Source organism: Actinomycetospora sp. C-140 (assembly GCF_054796175.1).
Map to the genome: position 1 here is coordinate 54,061 of NZ_JBTWNF010000006.1, position 16,841 is coordinate 70,901.

The following is a 16,841-nucleotide window of genomic DNA, read 5'->3' on the forward strand; positions in this document are numbered from 1 at the left end:
TCTCCGGAGGAGACCGTAGCGGGGTCCGCGCGACCGGCACCAGAGCGATCGCAGGTCAGGCGGGCAGCAGGGCGCGCAGCACGGTCTCCACGTCGCTCGCCCGCCAGGGGACGGGATCGCACCAGCAGCGCAGGAACAGGCCGTCGACGGCGGCCCCGACCCCGGAGCGCCGGGCCGGTTCGGGCACCAGGGGGGCCAGCAGGGCGTCCAGGGCGCCGGTCCAGCGCGACCACTCGGCGCGCAGCGCCGGGCGCCGGCCCGCCTGCAGGAACAGCTCGTACTCCGCGTCGACGGTGTACCCGCGTGCGGGGCCACCGGGCTGCGCGACGAGCGCGGCGAGGGCGGGCACCGGGTCGGCGTCCCGGGCGCACCGCTCGAGCGCGGCGACGTAGGCGTCGTTGACCGCGGCGAGCGTCGCCGAGAGCAGGGCGTCGACGGTCGGGAAGTGGTAGCTCACGAGGCTCGGCGTGAGCCCGGCCTCGGCGGCGACCGCGCGCTGGGTGACCGCCGCGATCCCGCCGCGGGCGATGACCCGCATCGTCGCCTCGCGCAGCTCCCGGCGGCGTTCGTCGCCCTTGCGGCGCCGGCCGTCCACCGCCGGCGACCTCGCGGACCGCGTCACGCCGTCCGCCCCCCGAGCTCGAGGGCGAGGACGCCGGCGATGACGAGGCCGATACCGCCGACCTGCACCCACGTCAGCGACTCGCCGAGCAGGACGGTGCCGGCGATCGCGACGAGGGCGACGCCCGCCGCCGCCCACAGCCCATAGGCGACACCGATGCCCAGGCCCCGGGTGAGGGCCTGCGAGAGGAGGGCGAACGCCGCCAGGTACCCGACGACGACCACCACCGATGGCACGAGCCGCGTGAAACCCGCCGAGAGCTTGAGCGAGACGGTCGCCGCGACCTCGCAGACGATCGCGAGAGCGAGAAGGGCGTACGCCAAACGTCAGCCTGCCTTCTGATCAATCCGGAAAACTGGTCGGCTGCCCTAGATTATAGCCTCGTCCGCGACAATCGTGCCTTTCTCGGGGTGGCGACTCCGATCAATTGGGCGATACTCAGTCGCGCACAACCGGGAGGAGGACGGCATGGCAGGCGTCGGGGCGACGGAGCCGGTGGAGCGGTACCGCTGGTCGAGCACCGATCCGGAGGAGGCGACCGAGTACCTCCGGGCGACCTACACCGACTTCCGGCCGCCCCGCATCCCGGACGAGGGCTTCACTTTCTGGACCCAGCACGCCGCGTCCGGCCCCCTCGCGGTCAGCCGCCTCCGCCACTCGGGGCCGTTCCAGAGCTGCGTCGAGCCCCCGACCTCGCTCCTGGTCGTGCAGACGCTGACCGGCGGGCCGTACCACCTCCTCGACGGCGGTCGCGAGGTGAGCGGCCCGCTGAAGCTCTCCCCCACCTGGTCGTCGTACGACACGGGCTGGGAGGACGTCAGCGTCCAGGTGGTGTCGCTCGACCTCGACGAGGTCGCCCGGATCGGCGCCGAGCTCTCCGGCCTCGAGCCCTCGGCGGTGTCGTTCACCTCCGCCGCGCCGGTCTCCTCCGCCCTCGCCGGCTACTGGTGCCGGCTGAGCACCCACGTCCACGACGAGGTCCTCGACTCCGACGCGCTGATGGGCGAACCGCTCGTGCGCGCCAACACCCTGCGCGGGCTGGCCGTGGCCCTGCTCGCGACGTTCCCCAACACCGCCCTCGACGTCCTGTCCGAGCCCGGGGGCGCCGGCGACGCCGCCGAGCCGGCCACCGTGCGGCGCGCGGTGGAGTTCATGGACGCCCACGCCCACGAGGACATCGGCCTCACCGAGATCGCGGACGCCGCCCGGATCGGGGCACGGTCCCTGCAGCTCGCGTTCCGGCGGCACCGGGACACGACGCCGCTGGAGTACCTGCGCCGCGTGCGTCTCGAGGGCGCCCACCGCGACCTGCTCGACGCCGACCCGACCCGCGGGGACCGCGTCGAGAGCATCGCCGCCCGCTGGGGGTTCGCCCACCCCGGGCGCTTCTCGGTGATCTACCGCGAGCACTTCGGCCAGTCCCCCAGCGCCACCCTGCGCCGGTAGGGGACGGCACCTCACGCAGGCCGGTCGACCGCGAAGATCTGGAGGTCCTCGGGGGTGCCCTTGAGGCGGGTGTGCCAGCGCTTGCGGCGCACCCGCAGGGCCGCCTCGTCGAGGCGCGCGAGCACCTCCCCGCTCACGAGGATCTCGTCGGGCCCGGCCCGGTCGCCGAGACGGGCCGCGGTGTTGACGGCGACGCCGAGGTAGTCGCCGCCCACGCGACGCGGCTGCCCGAGGTGCAGGCCCGCGCGCATCCGCGGCGTCCACCCGGTCGCCGACACCCCGGCGAGGCGTGTCCGGGCCTCGAGCACGGCCTCGAGCGCCTCCCCCGGATCGGCGAACGCCGCCATCATCCCGTCGCCGAGCCGCTTGACCACCGTGCCCGCGTGGTCGGTCACCGGCTTCTCCCACGCCTCGCTGACCTCGCGCAGGACGCGCTGGACCTCGGCGTCGCCGGCCGCCAGCGCCCACCGCGAGAACTCGACGAGATCGGTGAACACGAGGACGACCTCGCGGTCGCCGGTCCCGCCGCCGAACCGCTCGAGCACCGCCTGCCAGAGCTGCAGGCCGCCGAGCCCCACCTCGCGCGTCACGCCGGGGCGGTCGCCGGTCAGCTCGACGACCGCGCGGCCGGCGAACTCCGCGTGCCGCGCCCCGCCCAGCGAGAGCGGGTCGCCGAAGTGCGCGTCGCCGGGCAGCGCCCGCCGGACCCGCTGGACCGCCGCGCGCAGACCCTCGGACCGGTCCAGCTCGCGGAACCGGCGCCCGGCCCCGGCCACCGCCGCGCGGGCCCGCTGCGCCCGGCTCTCCGCCTCGTCCTCCGTCCCCATGCGGTGATCGTCCCGCACGCCGGCTCAGAGGTCGGCGCGGCGCTCGGCGAGGGTCGCGGCGACGTCGCGCAGCTTGACGTTGAGGTCCTGCGAGGCACGGCGCAGCACGTCGAAGGCCTGGTCGGCGGGCAGGCCCCGCCGCTCCATGAGAATGCCCTTGGCCTGGCCGATGATGTCCCGGGACTCGAGGGCGGTGGTGAACTGCACGTCGCGCAGCTCGGCGGCCTCGGTGACCGACACGTAGGCCAGTGCGGTGGACACGTGCGCCGCGAGCAGCACCGCCGCCTCGCGGTCGGCGTGCGAGAAGCCGCCCGCGGGGTACCGGTAGAAGTTCAGGGCCCCGCGCAGCGGCCGCTTCTCGCCGACCGGGAAGAGCCCGACGGCGAACACGCTGTGCACGCCGAGCGCGGCGGCGGCGGGCCCGAAGCGCGGGAAGCCCTCGTCGCGGCCCAGCTCGTCGCTCTGCGCGACGCCCAGGCCGCCCGCCTCGAGGGCCCGGACGCACGGTCCTTCCTCGTGGTCGTACTGCACCGCGTCGAGCCGGACCGCCAGGGGGTCCGAGTGCGCCGGGGTGGCGTAGCCCTCGTGGTCGCCGCGGCGCAGGGTCACGCTGACGACGTCGGCGTCGGCGATCACGCGGGTCGCGACGTCGACGACGCGCTCGAGCACGCCGTTCACCCCGCCGGGGCCGGTCTCGGCGAGCAGGGTCTGCGAGAGGTCGCCGACGACCTCCGCGAGCAGGCCGATGCGCGGACCGCCGTTCGGCGCCGTCCCCCGAGCGGGATAGCCGTCGCTGCCGTGCGCGCGCGCCGTCGCGTCCTCGGCCACGAAGGCGGAACGCTCGGCGTTCCAGTCCACCTCGCTGTCCTGGCTGGTCACCGCGTCTCCCCTCTCTGCGCCGGCCGGGTCCCCCGTCCATGCTCATCCTGCCCGGCAAGTGCTCGCCGGATGACGCGTACCCACCCGAGGGGACGAGCTATCCGGCGAGCGCCGCCGCCACCCGCCCCGCGAGCGTGACGTTGCCGCGGTAGACGGCGACGTTGACGGTCAGGCTGCGCCCCTCGGTGGCGCGCCGGACGTGGTCGAGCAGGAACGGCGTCGTGTCGTGCCCCGTCACCCCGTGGTCGGCGGCCTCCGCCAGCGCGGCGTCGAGGACCGCGCGGTGCTCGTCGACGTCGAGCTGGTCCGCCGCCGCGACCGGGTTGGCGACCAGCACCGCCGACCGCAGCCCCAGCGCGTCCCGTGCGGCCGCGACGGCCGCCGCCTCCTCGGGGCTGTCGACCCGCGCCGGCACCGGCACCCCGGCGTCGCGGACGTAGAAGCCCGGGAACGCGTCGGTGCCGTAGCCGAGCACCGTCACGCCCAGCGTCTCGAGCCGTTCGAGGGTGGCCGGCACGTCGAGGATCGACTTGACCCCCGCCGACACCACGAGGATCGGGACAGCGGCCAGAGCCACGAGGTCGGCGGACTCGTCGAAGGTCGCCGCCGCGCCCCGGTGGACGCCGCCGAGGCCACCGGTCGCGAACACGCCGATCCCGGCCCGGTGCGCGAGCAGCGCGGTCGCCGCGACCGTGGTGCCGCCGTGGTCGCCGCGGGCCAGCGCCACCGGCAGGTCGCGGACGCTGACCTTCTCGACGGCGTCGTCGGTCGCGAGCCGGTCGAGCTCCGCGCCGGTGAGGCCGACGACCGGCCGCCCCGCGACGACGCCGACGGTCGCCGGGACGACGCCCGCGGCGCGGAGCAGGGCCTCGGCCTCCGTGGCGACCGCGAGGTTCTCCGGACGCGGCAGGCCGTGCGTCACGATCGTGGTCTCGAGCGCGACCACCGGCCGGCCGTCGGCGACCGCGTCGCGGACCTCCTCGGCCACCGACACGGCGGGTGACGGGAACGACAGGGGCGACACAGCTCCCTACCCTCGCACCGTGAGCGACTACACGGTGGCCGACCACCTCGTCGACCGGTTGGCCGAGCTGGGCGTGGACCGGATCTTCGGTGTCCCCGGGGACTACAGCCTCGCGATGCTCGACCACGTCACGCACCACCCGACGGTGCGGTGGACCGGGTGCACCAACGAGCTCAACGCGGGCTACGCCGCCGACGGGTACGGCCGGCTGCGCGGGATCGCGGCGCTCTGCACGACCTTCGGCGTCGGCGAGCTCAGCGCGATCAACGCGATCGCCGGCGCCTACGCCGAGCACGTCCCCGTGGTGCACGTGGTCGGCGCCCCGGCGCTCAGCGCGCAGGCCCAGCGCCGGCCGGTGCACCACACCCTGGGCGACGGGGTCTTCGGCCACTTCACCGCGATGCACACCGACATCACCGTCGCCCGCGCGTCGCTGACGTTCGACGACGCCGTCGCCGAGATCGACCGGGTGCTGCGCGAGGTCCGCGACCGCCGCCTGCCCGGCTACCTCGTCGTCCCCGCCGACGTCGCGGCCGCGCCGGCCGAGCGCGCCACCACGGCGCTGCCCGCCCCCGTCGACACCACCGACCCCGAGGCGCTGGCGGGGTTCGTGGAGACCGCCCGCCGGCTGCTGGAGTCCGCGTCGTCGCCCGACGACGTCGCCGTGCTCGCCGGGCTCTCCGTGCACCGGCTCGGGGCGGCGGGCACCCTCGCCGGCCTGGTCGCCGCCGGTCCGCTGCCGCACGCGACCACGCCGTGGGCGAAGAGCCTCGTCGACGAGAGCGCGCCCCGGTTCGCCGGCACCTACACCGGCGCCGCGAGCCCGCCCGCGACACGCGCCGCCGTCGAGGACGCGGCGGTGCTGATCGTCGCGGGCGTGACGTTCACCGACCTCGACAGCGGCATGTTCACCCAGCACATCACCCGCGGCCGCACCATCGACGTCGGCCCGCGCGCGGCGAGCGTCGGCGCCGCGTCCTTCGCGCCGGTGGAGCTGCCGACCGCGCTCGCCGCGCTGCAGGGCCTCGTGGCCGAGGTCGCCGAGCGCCGCGAGGGACCCGCGCCCTCGGAGCCCCTGGCCGCGCCGACCCCGGCCGCGGACGCCGCCCCGGACGACGAGCCGCTCGGGCAGGACGGCCTGTGGCGCGAGGTCGGCGCGTTCCTGCGCAGCGGCGACATCGTCCTCGCCGACCAGGGCACGAGCTTCTACGGCATGGCCCCGCACCGCCTGCCCCACGGCGTGACGTTCGTCGGCCAGCCGCTGTGGGCGTCGATCGGCTACACGCTGCCCGCGCTGCTCGGCACGTGCACCGCGAAGCCGGGGCAGCGCGGGGTGCTGCTCATCGGCGACGGCGCCGCGCAGATGACCGCCACCGAGCTCGCGACCGTCCTGCGCGAGCGCATCCCGGCGGTGATCGTCGTCGTCGACAACGACGGCTACACCGTCGAGCGCGCGATCCACGGGCCCGCCGAGCCCTACAACGACATCACGCCGTGGGACTGGCCGCTCCTGGCGCGCGCGATGGGCGGGGGTGACCACGTGGTGGCGTCGCGCGTGGACACCGTCGGCGCCCTGCGCGCCGCGCTGGCGGACGCCGACGCGCACCCCGAGCGCGTCACGGTCGTGCAGGCGGTCGTCCCCCGCGACGACGTCCCCGAGCTGCTCGCCGCGCTCACCCGACAGCTGGGGACGGCGCCGGCGCGCTGAGCTCGCGCCGCTGGTCTCGGCGCAGTGCCCGCCCGCCGCGGGCGTACCAGCCCGCCATGAGCACGACGGCGGTCGCGGCCTCGACGGCCGAGCCGCCGTAGTACATGACCTGGGCGCCGCCGCGGATCGCCGCGGGGTCCCCGGCGGGCAGGACGCGCACGTACATCAGCTTGGCGAGCACGTCGTGACCCGCCGCGGCGACGAGCAGCGTCAGGAGCGCGCCGACGAGTCCCGGGCGGTGGGGCAGCGGGTCGCGCCCGACGAGGACGACGGCGAGCAGGACGCCGGCCAGGATCATGTGCAGGTCGACCACGGCCATGACCAGCGGGTCCGCGTGGGCGATCGCGAAGAGGCCGGTGAGGTAGAACGCGGCCATCCCGCCGAGGTCGAGGGCCAGGACGACCGGCGGCCACGTCAGTGCACGGACCACGCCGCTGCGCAGGACGGCGAGCAGGCGTCGCCGTCCCGCGACCGGCAGCGCCCGCAGGGCCAGCGTGACCGGCGCCGCGAGCGCGACGCCGAGCGGCGCGACCATCGCCAGGAGCAGGTGGCCGGCCACGTGGACCGCGAACGCCGCGGCGTGCGCGAGCGGCAGCGCCACCACCAGCGCCGCGAGGGCTCCCGCCGCCGCCAGCGACCGGGTGGGCGGCCAGCGGTCGCCGCGACGGTGCAGCCGCCGGACCCCGGCGAGGTACGCGCCGGCGAGCGCGAGCAGCGGGACCAGCGCCCACCAGGGGGTCGGCGGGGCGTGCATTCCGCTCACGGTGCCGCCCGCTCGCCGACACCCCGCGCCGTCCCCGTGAGCAGGACCGCGCCGACCACGGCGCCGAGCGCGCCGGAGAGGTTCCACGCCAGGTCGTAGGGCAGCAGGTCGACGGCGTAGCGGATCTGGTGCAGGCCCAGCACCTTGTGCTGGAACAGCCCGTCGTAGACCTGGAACACGCCCCACCCGAGCAGGCCGCCCGCCCACACCCGCTTCGGCACGGTGACGCGCCGGCGCTGGAGGTCGGCGAACAGGAACAGGCCGGCGACGATCGCGATCCAGCCGCCGGCGTGGAAGACGCCGTCGGAGACCAGCCCCGCGTCCAGGGTCGACCCGTCGTAGAAGTGGTGCCAGTGCAGCAGCTGGTGGAACACGGTCTCGTCGAGGAAGGCGGCGACGCCGACCCCGATGAGGACCCCGGCGAGGACGGACCGTCCGGTGCTGGACATGCGGCGTGGTGCCCGCCCGGGTGACGGCCCCACACCCTCAGGTCGGCGGCAGGTTCCGGTAGCCGGGGTGCACGCCGGGGCGCAGGCCCTGGTCGGCGGCGACCTTGGCGAGCAGGTCCCGCAGGGTCGCGCGCTCGTCGGCGTCGAGGGCGGCGAGCACCGCGTCGTCGTGCTCGCGGGCGACCCGGCCGATGTCGGCCATCAGCGCCGTGCCCGCCGCGGTGAGGTGCACGGCGTACAGGCGCCGGTCGGTGGGGTTGCGGCGCCGCTCGACGAGCCCGCGCGCCTCGAGGCCGTCGACGAGGGCCACCAGCCGCGTCGCCGGGGTGCCCAGCTGCTCGGCGAGCGCCTGCTGGCTGCTGCCCGGCGTCGCCGCGACGGCCCGCAGCAGCCCCGTCTGGGGCGGCGTCAGGTCCAGCGCGGCGATCCGGCCGGCGAAGGCCTGGGCGGCGTGTGTCCCGAGCTGCGTGAGCAGGAAGGCGCCGCCCGCCGGCGGTACTGCTCCCGTCGAAGTCACGACCCGGACGATAGCCCTTGACGAACCGTGGCACCACGGCAACCATGACAACTTGTAACGATTTCCGGGCCGCCCGAGGGGGAGCCGTGGCCGTCGCCGACGCCCGCCCGATCCCGCGCACCCTCGACTGGCCGCGGGTGCTCTGGCTCGCGGGCGGACTGCTGCTCGTGGTCATGGTCGGCCACCTCGTCGCCCTGGTGCTGCTCGGCGGGCCGGTCAGCGGCCCGGTGTCGCTGCGCAAGCCCGCGACGTTCGCCGAGACCGGCTGGCTGCTGTGCTGGTCGGTCGCCGTCGTCCTGCCGCGGCTGCGCACCCGCCCCTGGCAGCGTCACGTCGTCGGCGCCACCGTGCTCGCCTTCGCGCTCGGCGAGACCACGATCATCGGGATCGAGGCCTGGCGCGGCGTGCCCAGCCACTACAACTTCGCGACCCCGCTCGACACCGCCCTCATGCGCGGGGGCGCGGCGGGCACCGCGGCGGTGTTCGTGGCCGGCGCGCTCGTCCTGCTCGTGACGGCGCTGCGCTCGCGCGACACGGCGCCCGAGCTGCGCCTCGGCGTCACCGCGGGCGTGCTCGTCCTCCTCACCGGGTGCGCCGTCGGCATGATCATGATCTCGACCAACAGCGGGGTCTACCGCGGCGGGATCGGCAGTGGGTTCGGTCGCAGCGGCGCGTACTTCGGCCCCGACGCCGCGACCGTCGGCCCCGACCTCGCCGGCTTCCGCCCGGCCACCGCCGGCGGGGACCTCGTGCTGCCCCACGCGATCGGCGTCCACGGCCTGCTGCTGCTCGCCGTCCCCGCCGTCCTGCTCGCCGGGACGGCGCTGCGGCACCGGGTCGCCGTGGCGGCGACCCTGGCCGGCGCCGTGCTCCTCGCGCTCGCGGTCCTGCTGGTGCACGCGTTCCGGATGCTGCCGCTCGACGCCCTGAGCGCCCCGACCCTGCTCGTGCTCGCCGGGTGCGCCGCCGCCTACCTGGGCGCGCTGGTGACCGTGCTCCGGGCCGCGTGGCTCACGAGATCGCGATCCCGGTGACGAACCCACTCACATCTGCGCGGGATCGTCACCAGGACGGCGATCGTGGTCGGGTCAGGCCCGCTCCACCGCCCGCTCGCCGGCCTCGGCCGGAGCGCGTGGGGTGACGACCTCGACGTCCGGGCCCGCGGTCCCGAGCCGCTCCACCAGCCGCCGGGTGACGCCGGCGTAGGCGGCGGGGTCGACGGGGTTCAGCCACTGCTTGAACCGCGCGCCGCGGGAGATGTCGAGGTCGACGTCGCCCAGCACCTCGTCGACGTTGTGCAGCGAGAACGGGATGATCTTCGTACCCCGGCAGTGGTGGCCGTCGGTGGCGGCGTCCATGAACGCCAGCTGGGCGTCGACCTCCCCGCGCAGCTCGTCCCGGTCGGGCAGGTCGAGGCGCCCGGCGAGCAGCGACGCGATCCAGACGGCCGCCATCTCCGCGTTGAGCGGGCTGAAGAACGAGGAGTTGTAGCCGGCGAACGTGAGGTCGTCGACGGCGACCGGGAGGATCTGGCGGTAGAGCAGGAAGTTGCCGCGCTCGTCGACCAGGCGCTCGGCGACGTCGGCGGGCAGGAACGGCACGCCCTGACGGAAGCCGGTGGCGCACACCAGCAGGTCGGCCGGCAGGACGCTCCCGTCGTCGAGCTCGACGTGCGGGGCGCCGTCCTTCTCGAGCAGGCGGGTGATCGTGCGGTCGCGACGGACCGTGACGTCCCCCGCGTCCACGGCCTCGTAGAAGCCGTCGGTGGTCAGGCCGATGGCGCCGCGGACGATGTCCTCGAAGCGCCCGCGCGGCACGAGGTCGAGCTTCGCGAGCCCGAACTGGCGCGTGGTGACCGGGCCGAGCGAGTCGAGCATCCGGCGGCGTAGCGGGTTCGCGGGACCGTGCAGGACGTTCTCGACGCCGCGCAGGTAGCGGTAGCGGAAGAGCGACTCGCCGAGGCGGGTCAGCAGCAGGTGCTTGAAGTTGAGCACCCCGCCCACCCAGCGCGGCACCTTCCACACCAGCTGGCGCGCGACGACCGTGGTCGACGCGGCGGTCCCGGAGACGGCGACGGCGACGTCGCACGCGGTCTTGCCGTAGCCGAGGACGACCGTGTGCCGCCCGCGGGTCTGCTCGGCGTCGTGCAGGTCGGTCGCCGGCATGACCGTGCCGTCGGCGGCGGTGAACTCCGCGAGCCCGGGCAGCTCGGGCATCGCCGGCGCGCAGAACACGCCGTTCGCGACGACGAGGTGGTCGACGGTGTCCGTCCCGCCCGACGTCGTGAGCACCCAGCCCGGACCGTCGTCACGGGGCACGGCCGAGGTCACCTCGGTCTCCAGCCGCAGCAGCCGGTCGACACCGGTGTGCTCGGCGTACGCCGCGAGGTAGGCCTGGACCTGCTCGCCCGAGGGCCACTCGGGGTGGTCGGCGGGCATCGGGAAGTCGGAGAAGACGTAGGTGTCGCGCGGGCTCTGCGTCGACAGGCCCGGGTAGCGCCGCGTCGCGCTCCAGACGCCGCCGACGTCGGGCGTGCGGTCGTAGACGACGACGTCGTGCCCGACCTCGGTGAGCACCTTCGCGGTGACGAGCCCGGCGACGCCGGCCCCGATGATCCCGACCCTCACGACGGGGTCCCCGCACCCGGCGCCGCGGCGCCCTCGGGCAGCCGTAGCTCGATGCCGAAGTCCGCCATGATCGCCTTCATCACCGAGATGTCCTTCGGCCCGGGCGGCAGGTCGGCGAGCGCCTGGTAGTACGCCTCGAGCCCGGCCGGCGAGACCACGGAGATCACGCGCGCCTCGTCGTCGTACGGGTTGCGGAAGGTGTGCACGACGTCGCGGGGCAGCAGCAGGTAGTCGCCGTGGCCGATGGTGAGGTCCTCGCCGCCGAGCATCACGTCGAGCTTCCCGGCGAGGCAGATGAACGACTCGTCCTCACGGGTGTGCACGTGCGGCGGCGGGCCGCTGACCCCGCCGGGGATGGCGTACTCGAACAGCGAGTAGGCGTCCCCGGTGTTCTCGCCCGTGGCCTTCGCCGTGATGTTCAGCCCGATCGCCGGGATCTGCCGGCCCTCCCGGGACGAGAGCATGTATCCGCCGCCCAACGACATCGGTGCCTCCTCATGTGGGTGGGGTCACAGAGTCAGCCGAGGCCTCGACGGCACCAACATCGCGTCCCGCTCACCGGGACCGCGCTCAGCGGCGGGCGCTGTACGCCCGGGACGCGGCCGCGGCCGCGAGCTGCACCGGCGGGCCCGCGCGCTCGGAGCGCACCGCCGCCGACGGGCCGGTGACCGAGAGCGCGGCGACGACCTCACCCAGCGGCCCGAAGATCGGCGCGGCGACGCAGGAGACGCCGATGTTGCCCTCCTCGCGCTCGACGGCCCAGCCGCGGTCGGGGATCGCGGCGAGCTCGCGGCGCACGGCGTCGGGTCCGGTCAGGGTGCGGGGCGTGCGCGCCGGCAGCGGGCCGGACAGGGCGACGTCGACGGCGTCGGCGGGCGACCACGCGAGGATCGCCCGGCCCAGCGCCGAGCAGTACGCGGGGATCGTGCCGCCCACCTGCGAGAGCATCGGCATCGGCCGGTGCCCGGTGATCTTCTCGACCACGAGGACCTCGGTCCCGTGCAGCACGCCGAGCTGTACGGCCACCTTCACCGCGGCGTGCAGGTCGTGCAGGAACGGCAGCACCGCCTCGCGCAGCTCGTGGCGGATCGGCACCAGGCCCGAGAGCTCGAAGAGCCGCTGGCCGATGCGGTAGCGGTCGGCGGGCTTGTCGAGCCAGCCCAGGCGCAGCATCCGGTCGGCCGTGCGGTGGGTGGTCGAGCGCGGCAGCCCGCACCGGCGCACCAGCGAGGCGAGGGTCAGCTCGCGGTGCGTCGCGTCGAACGCGTCGAGGATCGCCGCCGCCCGGTCGAGGCCGCCGGCCGCCGCGGCTCCGCCGTCGAGGACACCGACCTCGTCCCGGACGTCCCGTTGAGTGGGACTGACCATCGCTGTCTCCTCCCGGCGCCCGTCACGCTGCTCGGTGTCCGGCAGCATCCAGGGAGGGCGTCATCAAGGCAACCACGGCTCTGGTCGGCGGCGGCGCGAGCGGGATCGGGCGCGCCACCGCCGAGCGGCTCGCGCGCGACGGGCTCGACGTCGTCCTCGTCGGCCGCACCGAGGACCGGCTCCGCCGGGCCGCGGCCGGGATCACCGACGCCACCGGGCGCGCCGTGCACCACGCCGTCGCCGACCTCGCCGACCCGGCCGCGGCGGGCCCCCTGGTGGCCGACGTCGAGAGCCGGGTCGGCGAGCTGGGCGTCGTCGTCCTCAACGCCGGCGGCCCGCCGCCCGCCCGGATCCTCGACGTCGAGGACGACGCCTGGCGCCGCGGCGCGGAGCTCCTGCTGCTCGGCCCGCTGGCGTTGGTCCGGGCCGTCCTGCCCGGGATGCGCGGGCGCGGGTTCGGGCGGCTGGTGCTGGTCACGAGCACGTCGGTGCGCCAGCCGATGGCCGAGCTCGCCGTCTCGACGGTGCTGCGCTCCGGGGCGACGGCGGCGATGAAGCTCCTGGCGGGCGAGGTGGCTGCCGACGGGGTCACCGTCAACTGCGTGGCGCCCGGGCCCGTCGCGACGGAGCGCCGCGCGCAGATCCTCGCCACCCGCGCGTCGGCGACGGGAGCGAGCGCGGAGCAGGCCGACGCCGACGACCTCGCGGTCGTCCCGGCCGGCCGTTCCGGCGAGCCCGACGAGATCGCCGCGGCGATCGCCTTCCTCGCCTCACCCGCGGCGGGCTACGTGACCGGGACGGTGCTGACCGTGGACGGCGGACGGACGGAGACGACGTGGTGAGTTCCTTCGACATGGCGGCCTTCCTCGCCGGCCTCAACCCGGAGGTGCCGCCGAGCGGCGCCCGCCCGCTCGTCGTGCACCCCGACGAGCTCCAGCCCCTGCCCGCCGGCGAGGTCCACAACCCGACGTCGCTGTCGGTCGTCGGGAACCTCCCGACGGCGACGTTCGAGCTGTTCCGCCAGACGATCCCGCCGTCGGCGAGCTCGGACATGCAGCGCCACCACCACGAGACCGTCCACTTCGTGATCTCGGGCGACGGTCGCTCGGAGATCGAGGACGAGACCGTGGAGTGGACGACCGGCAGCTTCGTCTACACCCCGCCGTGGACCTGGCACCGGCACTACAACGCCTCGACCGAGCAGCCGGTCGAGTTCCTCACGATCGAGAACTCGCGGCTGCTCGGCGCGCTCGGGGTCAACCGGCGGCAGAGCGCCGGGCTGGTCACCGTCGCCGAGGCCCGCGCCAGCCACAAGGACGATACGGCCAAGGGAGATCCGTCATGAGCGACCACGTCAGCATCTGGGCCGAGCTCGCCGACGTCGACCACGAGCTGCGGCACGTGGACGTGGGGGGTGTCCGCACGCGCGTGCTGCGCGCCGGCGCGGGCCCCGATCTCGTCCTGCTGCACGGGACCGGCGGGCACCTCGAGGCCTACGCCCGCGACATCGCCGGGCTCGCGCGGACCTTCCGCGTCACCGCCTACGACATGGTCGGCCACGGCTGGTCCGACCTGCCCGACGTGCCCTACACCGTCGACGTCCTCTCCGACCACCTGCTCGGGGTGATGGACGCCCTCGGCATCGAGCGCGCGCACGTGTCCGGTGAGTCCCTCGGCGGATGGGTCGTGGCGTGGACCGCCGCGCACCACCCCGAGCGCGTCGACCGCATCGTGCTCAACACGCCGGGCAACATCGCCAACAAGCCCGAGGTGATGAAACGCCTGGTGGCCAGCACGACCGCCGCGGTGGAGGATCCCTCCGACGCGACGGTCCGCGCCCGCGTCGCGTGGCTGTTCCACGACAAGAGCATGGTCACCGACGAGCTGGTGGACCTGCGCCGAGCCGTGTACACCCGCGACGGCTTCCGCCGCGCCGTCGACAACATCCTCGTGCTGCAGGACCCCGCGACGCGCGCCCGTTTCAGCTGGGACCCGTCGTGGGTCGGGCGGATCACCGCGCCCACCCTGCTGCTCTGGACCGACCACGACCCCACCGGCGGGCTCGACGAGGCGCAGATGCTGCTCGACTGGCTGCCCGACGCCGGGCTGCACGTGATCACCGGCGCCGGGCACTGGCCGCAGTGGGAGAAGCCGGGCGAGTTCGTCGAGCAGCACGAGGCCTTCCTGCTCTCGACCGTGGTGCTGGCATGAGCGAGATCGTCGGCTTCGTCGGGATGTCGCACTCGCCGTTCGCGACGCTCCTGCCGCCCGCGGGTCCGGACGACCCGGGCGCGCCCTTCCTCGCGGACGCCGCCCGGGTGCGTGACGCCGTCGTGCGTCTGGCGCCGGACGCCGTCGTCGTCGTGGGCCCCGACCACTTCCACGGCAACTTCTACGACGTCATGCCCCCGTTCGTGCTCGGGGTCGAGGAGGCCGTCGGGTTCGGCGACTACGGCAGCACCTCCGGGCCGCTGCCGGTGGCCGGCGACCTGGCGTGGTCGGTGTACGACGGGCTCTCCGACGCCGGGTTCGACCTCGCGCTGTCGTACGCGCTGACCGTCGATCACGGCATCGTGCAGGGCTACGAGATGGTCACCGGCGGGACGACGATCCCGCTCGTCCCGCTCGTGGTGAACACCGCCGCCCCGCCGCTGCCGACGCTCGCGCGCTGCGTGGCGCTCGGGGAGGCGCTCGGCAAGGCGCTCGCCGCGGGGCCGGTGGGCCGCGTGCTGGTGGTCGCCAGCGGCGGGCTGTCGCACTGGCTGCCGTCGAACGACCCGCGGGACCCGTCGGTGGTGGGCGAGAAGCGCGCGTCGCTCATCCATGGGCGACAGGACGCCCAGGCGTTCGCCGCCGCGCGCGAGCCCAAGGTGCGCGCGATGGGCGGCGACCCGGACGCGCGGGTGAACGACGCCTGGGACCGGTGGTTCCTCGACCGCCTCACCGCGGGCGACCTCGACGCGATCGCCGCGCTCGGGCACGAGGGTCTGGAGGAGGTCGCGGGCACCGGGGGCCACGAGATCCGCACGTGGCTGATCGGCGCGGCCGCGGTGGCGACGCCGCTGGCGTGGACCAGCTACGAGCCGGTGCCGGAGTGGATCACGGGGATGGGGAGCGGGGCGACGTTCCCCGTCAGCTGAGGTCCGCGAGCACCGCGCGGTGGTCGCTGCCGGGCAGGTCGAGCACCCGCGTCCGCCGGACCGCGATCCCGCCGCCGGCCAGGACGTGGTCGATGCGGAACCCGAGCCGGCGTGGCCAGCGCGACGGCCACGTCGGCGGCCCGCCCGGCACGCGTCCGTCCCCGAGCGGGGCGATCCCGCGGTGCTCGGCGGTGGTGTTGAGGTCGCCGGCGATCACGGTCGGACCGCCGCCCGCGGCGCGCCACGCGGCCGCGAGGTCGAGCTCGGCGGCCCAGCGGGCGGTCAGGCGCGGGACCGGGGCCACGGGGTGCGCCGCGAGCACCCGCACGTCGCCCAGCGCGCCGCCGCGCACCTCGAGCCAGCCGTAGGACGCGCCGGTGACCGCCGGGGCGACGTCCACGGCGCCGAGCCGCTCGGCGGTGAGCACCGTGGTCCACGGGCCGTCGGGGTCGTCCGGGACGTGCCGGTCGGGACGCGGCGGCGGGGCCGTGACGGCCCGGAGGCCGGCGGGCAGCTCGGCCTCGAGCCGGACCAGGAACGGCTTCCCCGCCTCGGGGAGGACGACGAGGTCGGGGCGGTGGGTGCGCACGATCGCCGCCAGCGCGGCCGGGTCGGCGCGGCCCTGCCAGACGTTGGCGACGAGGACGGTGAGGCGGACCGGGCCGGGCGCGGGCCGACGCGGGCGCCCGCTCCGGCGCCGCGGGTCCGCGAGCACCGCCCCGGCGACGGCCGCCGCGCCGAGGGCGGCGGGACGGGCGCGCGGGAGGACGGCCGCCAGCGCGCCGGCCGCGACGGCGACACCGCCGGCGAGCGCCGGGCGCGCGGCGAGCAGCACCGGCCACGGGAAGGAGCGCTCGCGGCCGACGGTCTCGGGGACGAGCAGCGCCGTCGCCGCACCGGCCCCCGCCACGGCGCCGAGCACCGCGCCTCCCCTGGTCACGGCGCGATCATGTCGGGCCGGGCGTGACCGCGCCGTGCGGCCCGGTGTCCGATCCGTTCACGACCGCGCCCGCGCCGGGGCGCCAGGATCACCGTCATGACGACGCAGACCCGGTTGGTGAGCACGGTGATCGCGCGGCCGTGGAAGGACGTGTACACCTACGCGGCCGACCCCCGGCACCTCGTCGACTGGGCGGGCGGGCTGGCCAGCGCCCGCGTCGAGGCCACCGACCGGCCCGACACCTGGATCATGGACTCGCCCCTCGGCCGGGTCGAGGTGACGTTCACGCCGGAGAACGAGTTCGGCGTGCTCGACCACGTCGTCCGGCTGGCCTCGGGCGTGGAGATGGAGAACCCGCTGCGCGTCGTCCCGAACGGCGACGGCGCCGAGGTCGTGTTCCACGTGCGCCGCCGGGACGGCATGAGCGCCGAGGACTTCGCCGCCGACGCCGCGGCCGTCGCCGCGGACCTCGAGAAGCTGCGGACGATCCTCGAGAGCGGCTGACCCGGTTCCGCGCGCGGACCCACGGAC

General features: G+C 75.6%; 20 protein-coding genes. 8 read left to right on the forward strand and 12 right to left on the reverse strand.

What is annotated here, in order from left to right; all coding sequences use genetic code 11:
• Positions 1-55 precede the first annotated feature (55 nt).
• Together ACR9E3_RS11915 and ACR9E3_RS11920 are read right to left on the reverse strand one after the other, a co-directional pair.
• Positions 56-595, reverse strand: coding sequence for a TetR/AcrR family transcriptional regulator (locus ACR9E3_RS11915; protein WP_460380499.1), 540 nt, complete (start codon positions 593-595; stop codon positions 56-58).
• Between the two features lie 23 nt (positions 596-618).
• Entirely contained in the window at positions 619-945 is a 327-nt protein-coding gene (locus ACR9E3_RS11920; RefSeq protein WP_460380500.1) for a DMT family transporter, read from the reverse strand.
• Between the two features lie 145 nt (positions 946-1,090).
• Here ACR9E3_RS11920 and ACR9E3_RS11925 point away from each other — a divergent pair, with 145 nt between their 5' ends.
• Positions 1,091-2,068 (forward strand): helix-turn-helix domain-containing protein, encoded by a 978-nt coding sequence (locus tag ACR9E3_RS11925; protein WP_460380501.1) that lies wholly within the window; start codon positions 1,091-1,093, stop codon positions 2,066-2,068.
• 11 nt (positions 2,069-2,079) lie between these two features.
• Here ACR9E3_RS11925 and ACR9E3_RS11930 read toward each other — a convergent pair whose 3' ends face one another.
• The 3 genes from ACR9E3_RS11930 to ACR9E3_RS11940 form a co-directional block, all read right to left on the reverse strand.
• Complete coding sequence (locus tag ACR9E3_RS11930) at positions 2,080-2,895, reverse strand: adenylate/guanylate cyclase domain-containing protein (protein ID WP_460380502.1); 816 nt, start codon at positions 2,893-2,895, stop codon at positions 2,080-2,082.
• Between the two features lie 24 nt (positions 2,896-2,919).
• A complete protein-coding gene (locus ACR9E3_RS11935) occupies positions 2,920-3,774 on the reverse strand; it encodes a GAF and ANTAR domain-containing protein (protein WP_460380503.1) in 855 nt (284 codons plus the stop codon).
• Positions 3,775-3,871: 97 nt separating this feature from the next.
• Positions 3,872-4,798 (reverse strand): pseudouridine-5'-phosphate glycosidase, encoded by a 927-nt coding sequence (locus ACR9E3_RS11940; protein ID WP_460380504.1) that lies wholly within the window; start codon positions 4,796-4,798, stop codon positions 3,872-3,874.
• Between the two features lie 19 nt (positions 4,799-4,817).
• On the opposite strand from ACR9E3_RS11940, the gene ACR9E3_RS11945 reads away from it, so the two are divergent.
• Entirely contained in the window at positions 4,818-6,506 is a 1,689-nt protein-coding gene (locus ACR9E3_RS11945) for an alpha-keto acid decarboxylase family protein (RefSeq protein ID WP_460380505.1), read from the forward strand.
• Here the strand turns inward: ACR9E3_RS11945 and ACR9E3_RS11950 are convergent.
• Genes ACR9E3_RS11950 through ACR9E3_RS11960 form a run of 3 tightly spaced genes read right to left on the reverse strand, consistent with a single transcriptional unit; the run spans position 6,472 to position 8,235 of the window.
• Positions 6,472-7,260, reverse strand: a complete 789-nt coding sequence (locus ACR9E3_RS11950) for a cytochrome c oxidase assembly protein (RefSeq protein ID WP_460380506.1) — start codon at positions 7,258-7,260, stop codon at positions 6,472-6,474. The two genes, ACR9E3_RS11945 and ACR9E3_RS11950, sit on opposite strands and share 35 nt — an antisense overlap.
• Positions 7,261-7,265: 5 nt before the next feature.
• Entirely contained in the window at positions 7,266-7,718 is a 453-nt protein-coding gene (locus tag ACR9E3_RS11955; protein WP_460380507.1) for a DUF2243 domain-containing protein, read from the reverse strand.
• A gap of 37 nt (positions 7,719-7,755) precedes the next feature.
• On the reverse strand, positions 7,756-8,235 hold the full coding sequence (locus tag ACR9E3_RS11960; RefSeq protein ID WP_460380508.1) for a MarR family winged helix-turn-helix transcriptional regulator: 480 nt from the start codon (positions 8,233-8,235) through the stop codon (positions 7,756-7,758).
• Between the two features lie 86 nt (positions 8,236-8,321).
• Between ACR9E3_RS11960 and ACR9E3_RS11965 the strand changes: the two genes are divergently transcribed.
• Complete coding sequence (locus ACR9E3_RS11965; protein WP_460380509.1) at positions 8,322-9,269, forward strand: hypothetical protein; 948 nt, start codon at positions 8,322-8,324, stop codon at positions 9,267-9,269.
• A gap of 54 nt (positions 9,270-9,323) precedes the next feature.
• On the opposite strand, the gene ACR9E3_RS11970 is transcribed toward ACR9E3_RS11965, so the two are convergent.
• From ACR9E3_RS11970 to ACR9E3_RS11980, 3 genes are all read right to left on the reverse strand, one after another.
• Positions 9,324-10,862 carry a flavin-containing monooxygenase gene (locus ACR9E3_RS11970; RefSeq protein ID WP_460380510.1) on the reverse strand — a complete coding sequence of 513 codons (1,539 nt, stop codon included), beginning with the start codon at positions 10,860-10,862 and terminating at the stop codon, positions 9,324-9,326.
• Positions 10,859-11,347 carry a cupin domain-containing protein gene (locus ACR9E3_RS11975; protein WP_460380511.1) on the reverse strand — a complete coding sequence of 163 codons (489 nt, stop codon included), beginning with the start codon at positions 11,345-11,347 and terminating at the stop codon, positions 10,859-10,861. The genes ACR9E3_RS11970 and ACR9E3_RS11975 overlap by 4 nt, the downstream gene beginning before the upstream one ends.
• A gap of 85 nt (positions 11,348-11,432) precedes the next feature.
• Complete coding sequence (locus tag ACR9E3_RS11980) at positions 11,433-12,230, reverse strand: IclR family transcriptional regulator (protein WP_460380512.1); 798 nt, start codon at positions 12,228-12,230, stop codon at positions 11,433-11,435.
• Between the two features lie 80 nt (positions 12,231-12,310).
• On the opposite strand from ACR9E3_RS11980, the gene ACR9E3_RS11985 reads away from it, so the two are divergent.
• The 4 genes from ACR9E3_RS11985 to ACR9E3_RS12000 are packed head-to-tail and all read left to right on the forward strand — an operon-like array spanning position 12,311 to position 15,370.
• Positions 12,311-13,072: an SDR family oxidoreductase gene (locus ACR9E3_RS11985; protein ID WP_460380732.1), complete on the forward strand. Its 762-nt coding sequence runs from the start codon at positions 12,311-12,313 to the stop codon at positions 13,070-13,072.
• Positions 13,069-13,575, forward strand: coding sequence for a cupin domain-containing protein (locus tag ACR9E3_RS11990; RefSeq protein ID WP_460380513.1), 507 nt, complete (start codon positions 13,069-13,071; stop codon positions 13,573-13,575). The genes ACR9E3_RS11985 and ACR9E3_RS11990 overlap by 4 nt, the downstream gene beginning before the upstream one ends.
• Positions 13,572-14,441 (forward strand): alpha/beta fold hydrolase, encoded by an 870-nt coding sequence (locus ACR9E3_RS11995; RefSeq protein ID WP_460380514.1) that lies wholly within the window; start codon positions 13,572-13,574, stop codon positions 14,439-14,441. The genes ACR9E3_RS11990 and ACR9E3_RS11995 overlap by 4 nt, the downstream gene beginning before the upstream one ends.
• Positions 14,438-15,370, forward strand: a complete 933-nt coding sequence (locus ACR9E3_RS12000; RefSeq protein WP_460380515.1) for a DODA-type extradiol aromatic ring-opening family dioxygenase — start codon at positions 14,438-14,440, stop codon at positions 15,368-15,370. Before ACR9E3_RS11995 ends, ACR9E3_RS12000 begins: the two co-directional genes overlap by 4 nt.
• Here ACR9E3_RS12000 and ACR9E3_RS12005 read toward each other — a convergent pair.
• Positions 15,363-16,310, reverse strand: coding sequence for an endonuclease/exonuclease/phosphatase family protein (locus ACR9E3_RS12005; protein ID WP_460380516.1), 948 nt, complete (start codon positions 16,308-16,310; stop codon positions 15,363-15,365). The two genes, ACR9E3_RS12000 and ACR9E3_RS12005, sit on opposite strands and share 8 nt — an antisense overlap.
• Before the next feature lie 96 nt (positions 16,311-16,406).
• Here ACR9E3_RS12005 and ACR9E3_RS12010 point away from each other — a divergent pair, with 96 nt between their 5' ends.
• On the forward strand, positions 16,407-16,814 hold the full coding sequence (locus ACR9E3_RS12010) for an SRPBCC family protein (RefSeq protein ID WP_460380517.1): 408 nt from the start codon (positions 16,407-16,409) through the stop codon (positions 16,812-16,814).
• Positions 16,815-16,841: the final 27 nt, after the last annotated feature.

What these genes read in the sequence shown, in the direction of transcription:
- ACR9E3_RS11980 (WP_460380512.1), bottom strand. Translation starts at nt 12,230, where the DNA reads ATGGTCAGTCCCACTCAACGGGACGTCCGGGACGAGGTCGGTGTCCTC.
- ACR9E3_RS12010 (WP_460380517.1), top strand. Translation starts at nt 16,407, where the DNA reads ATGACGACGCAGACCCGGTTGGTGAGCACGGTGATCGCGCGGCCGTGG.
- ACR9E3_RS11955 (WP_460380507.1), bottom strand. Translation starts at nt 7,718, where the DNA reads ATGTCCAGCACCGGACGGTCCGTCCTCGCCGGGGTCCTCATCGGGGTC.
- ACR9E3_RS11930 (WP_460380502.1), bottom strand. Translation starts at nt 2,895, where the DNA reads ATGGGGACGGAGGACGAGGCGGAGAGCCGGGCGCAGCGGGCCCGCGCG.
- ACR9E3_RS11950 (WP_460380506.1), bottom strand. Translation starts at nt 7,260, where the DNA reads ATGCACGCCCCGCCGACCCCCTGGTGGGCGCTGGTCCCGCTGCTCGCG.
- ACR9E3_RS11975 (WP_460380511.1), bottom strand. Translation starts at nt 11,347, where the DNA reads ATGTCGTTGGGCGGCGGATACATGCTCTCGTCCCGGGAGGGCCGGCAG.
- ACR9E3_RS11995 (WP_460380514.1), top strand. Translation starts at nt 13,572, where the DNA reads ATGAGCGACCACGTCAGCATCTGGGCCGAGCTCGCCGACGTCGACCAC.
- ACR9E3_RS12000 (WP_460380515.1), top strand. Translation starts at nt 14,438, where the DNA reads ATGAGCGAGATCGTCGGCTTCGTCGGGATGTCGCACTCGCCGTTCGCG.
- ACR9E3_RS11925 (WP_460380501.1), top strand. Translation starts at nt 1,091, where the DNA reads ATGGCAGGCGTCGGGGCGACGGAGCCGGTGGAGCGGTACCGCTGGTCG.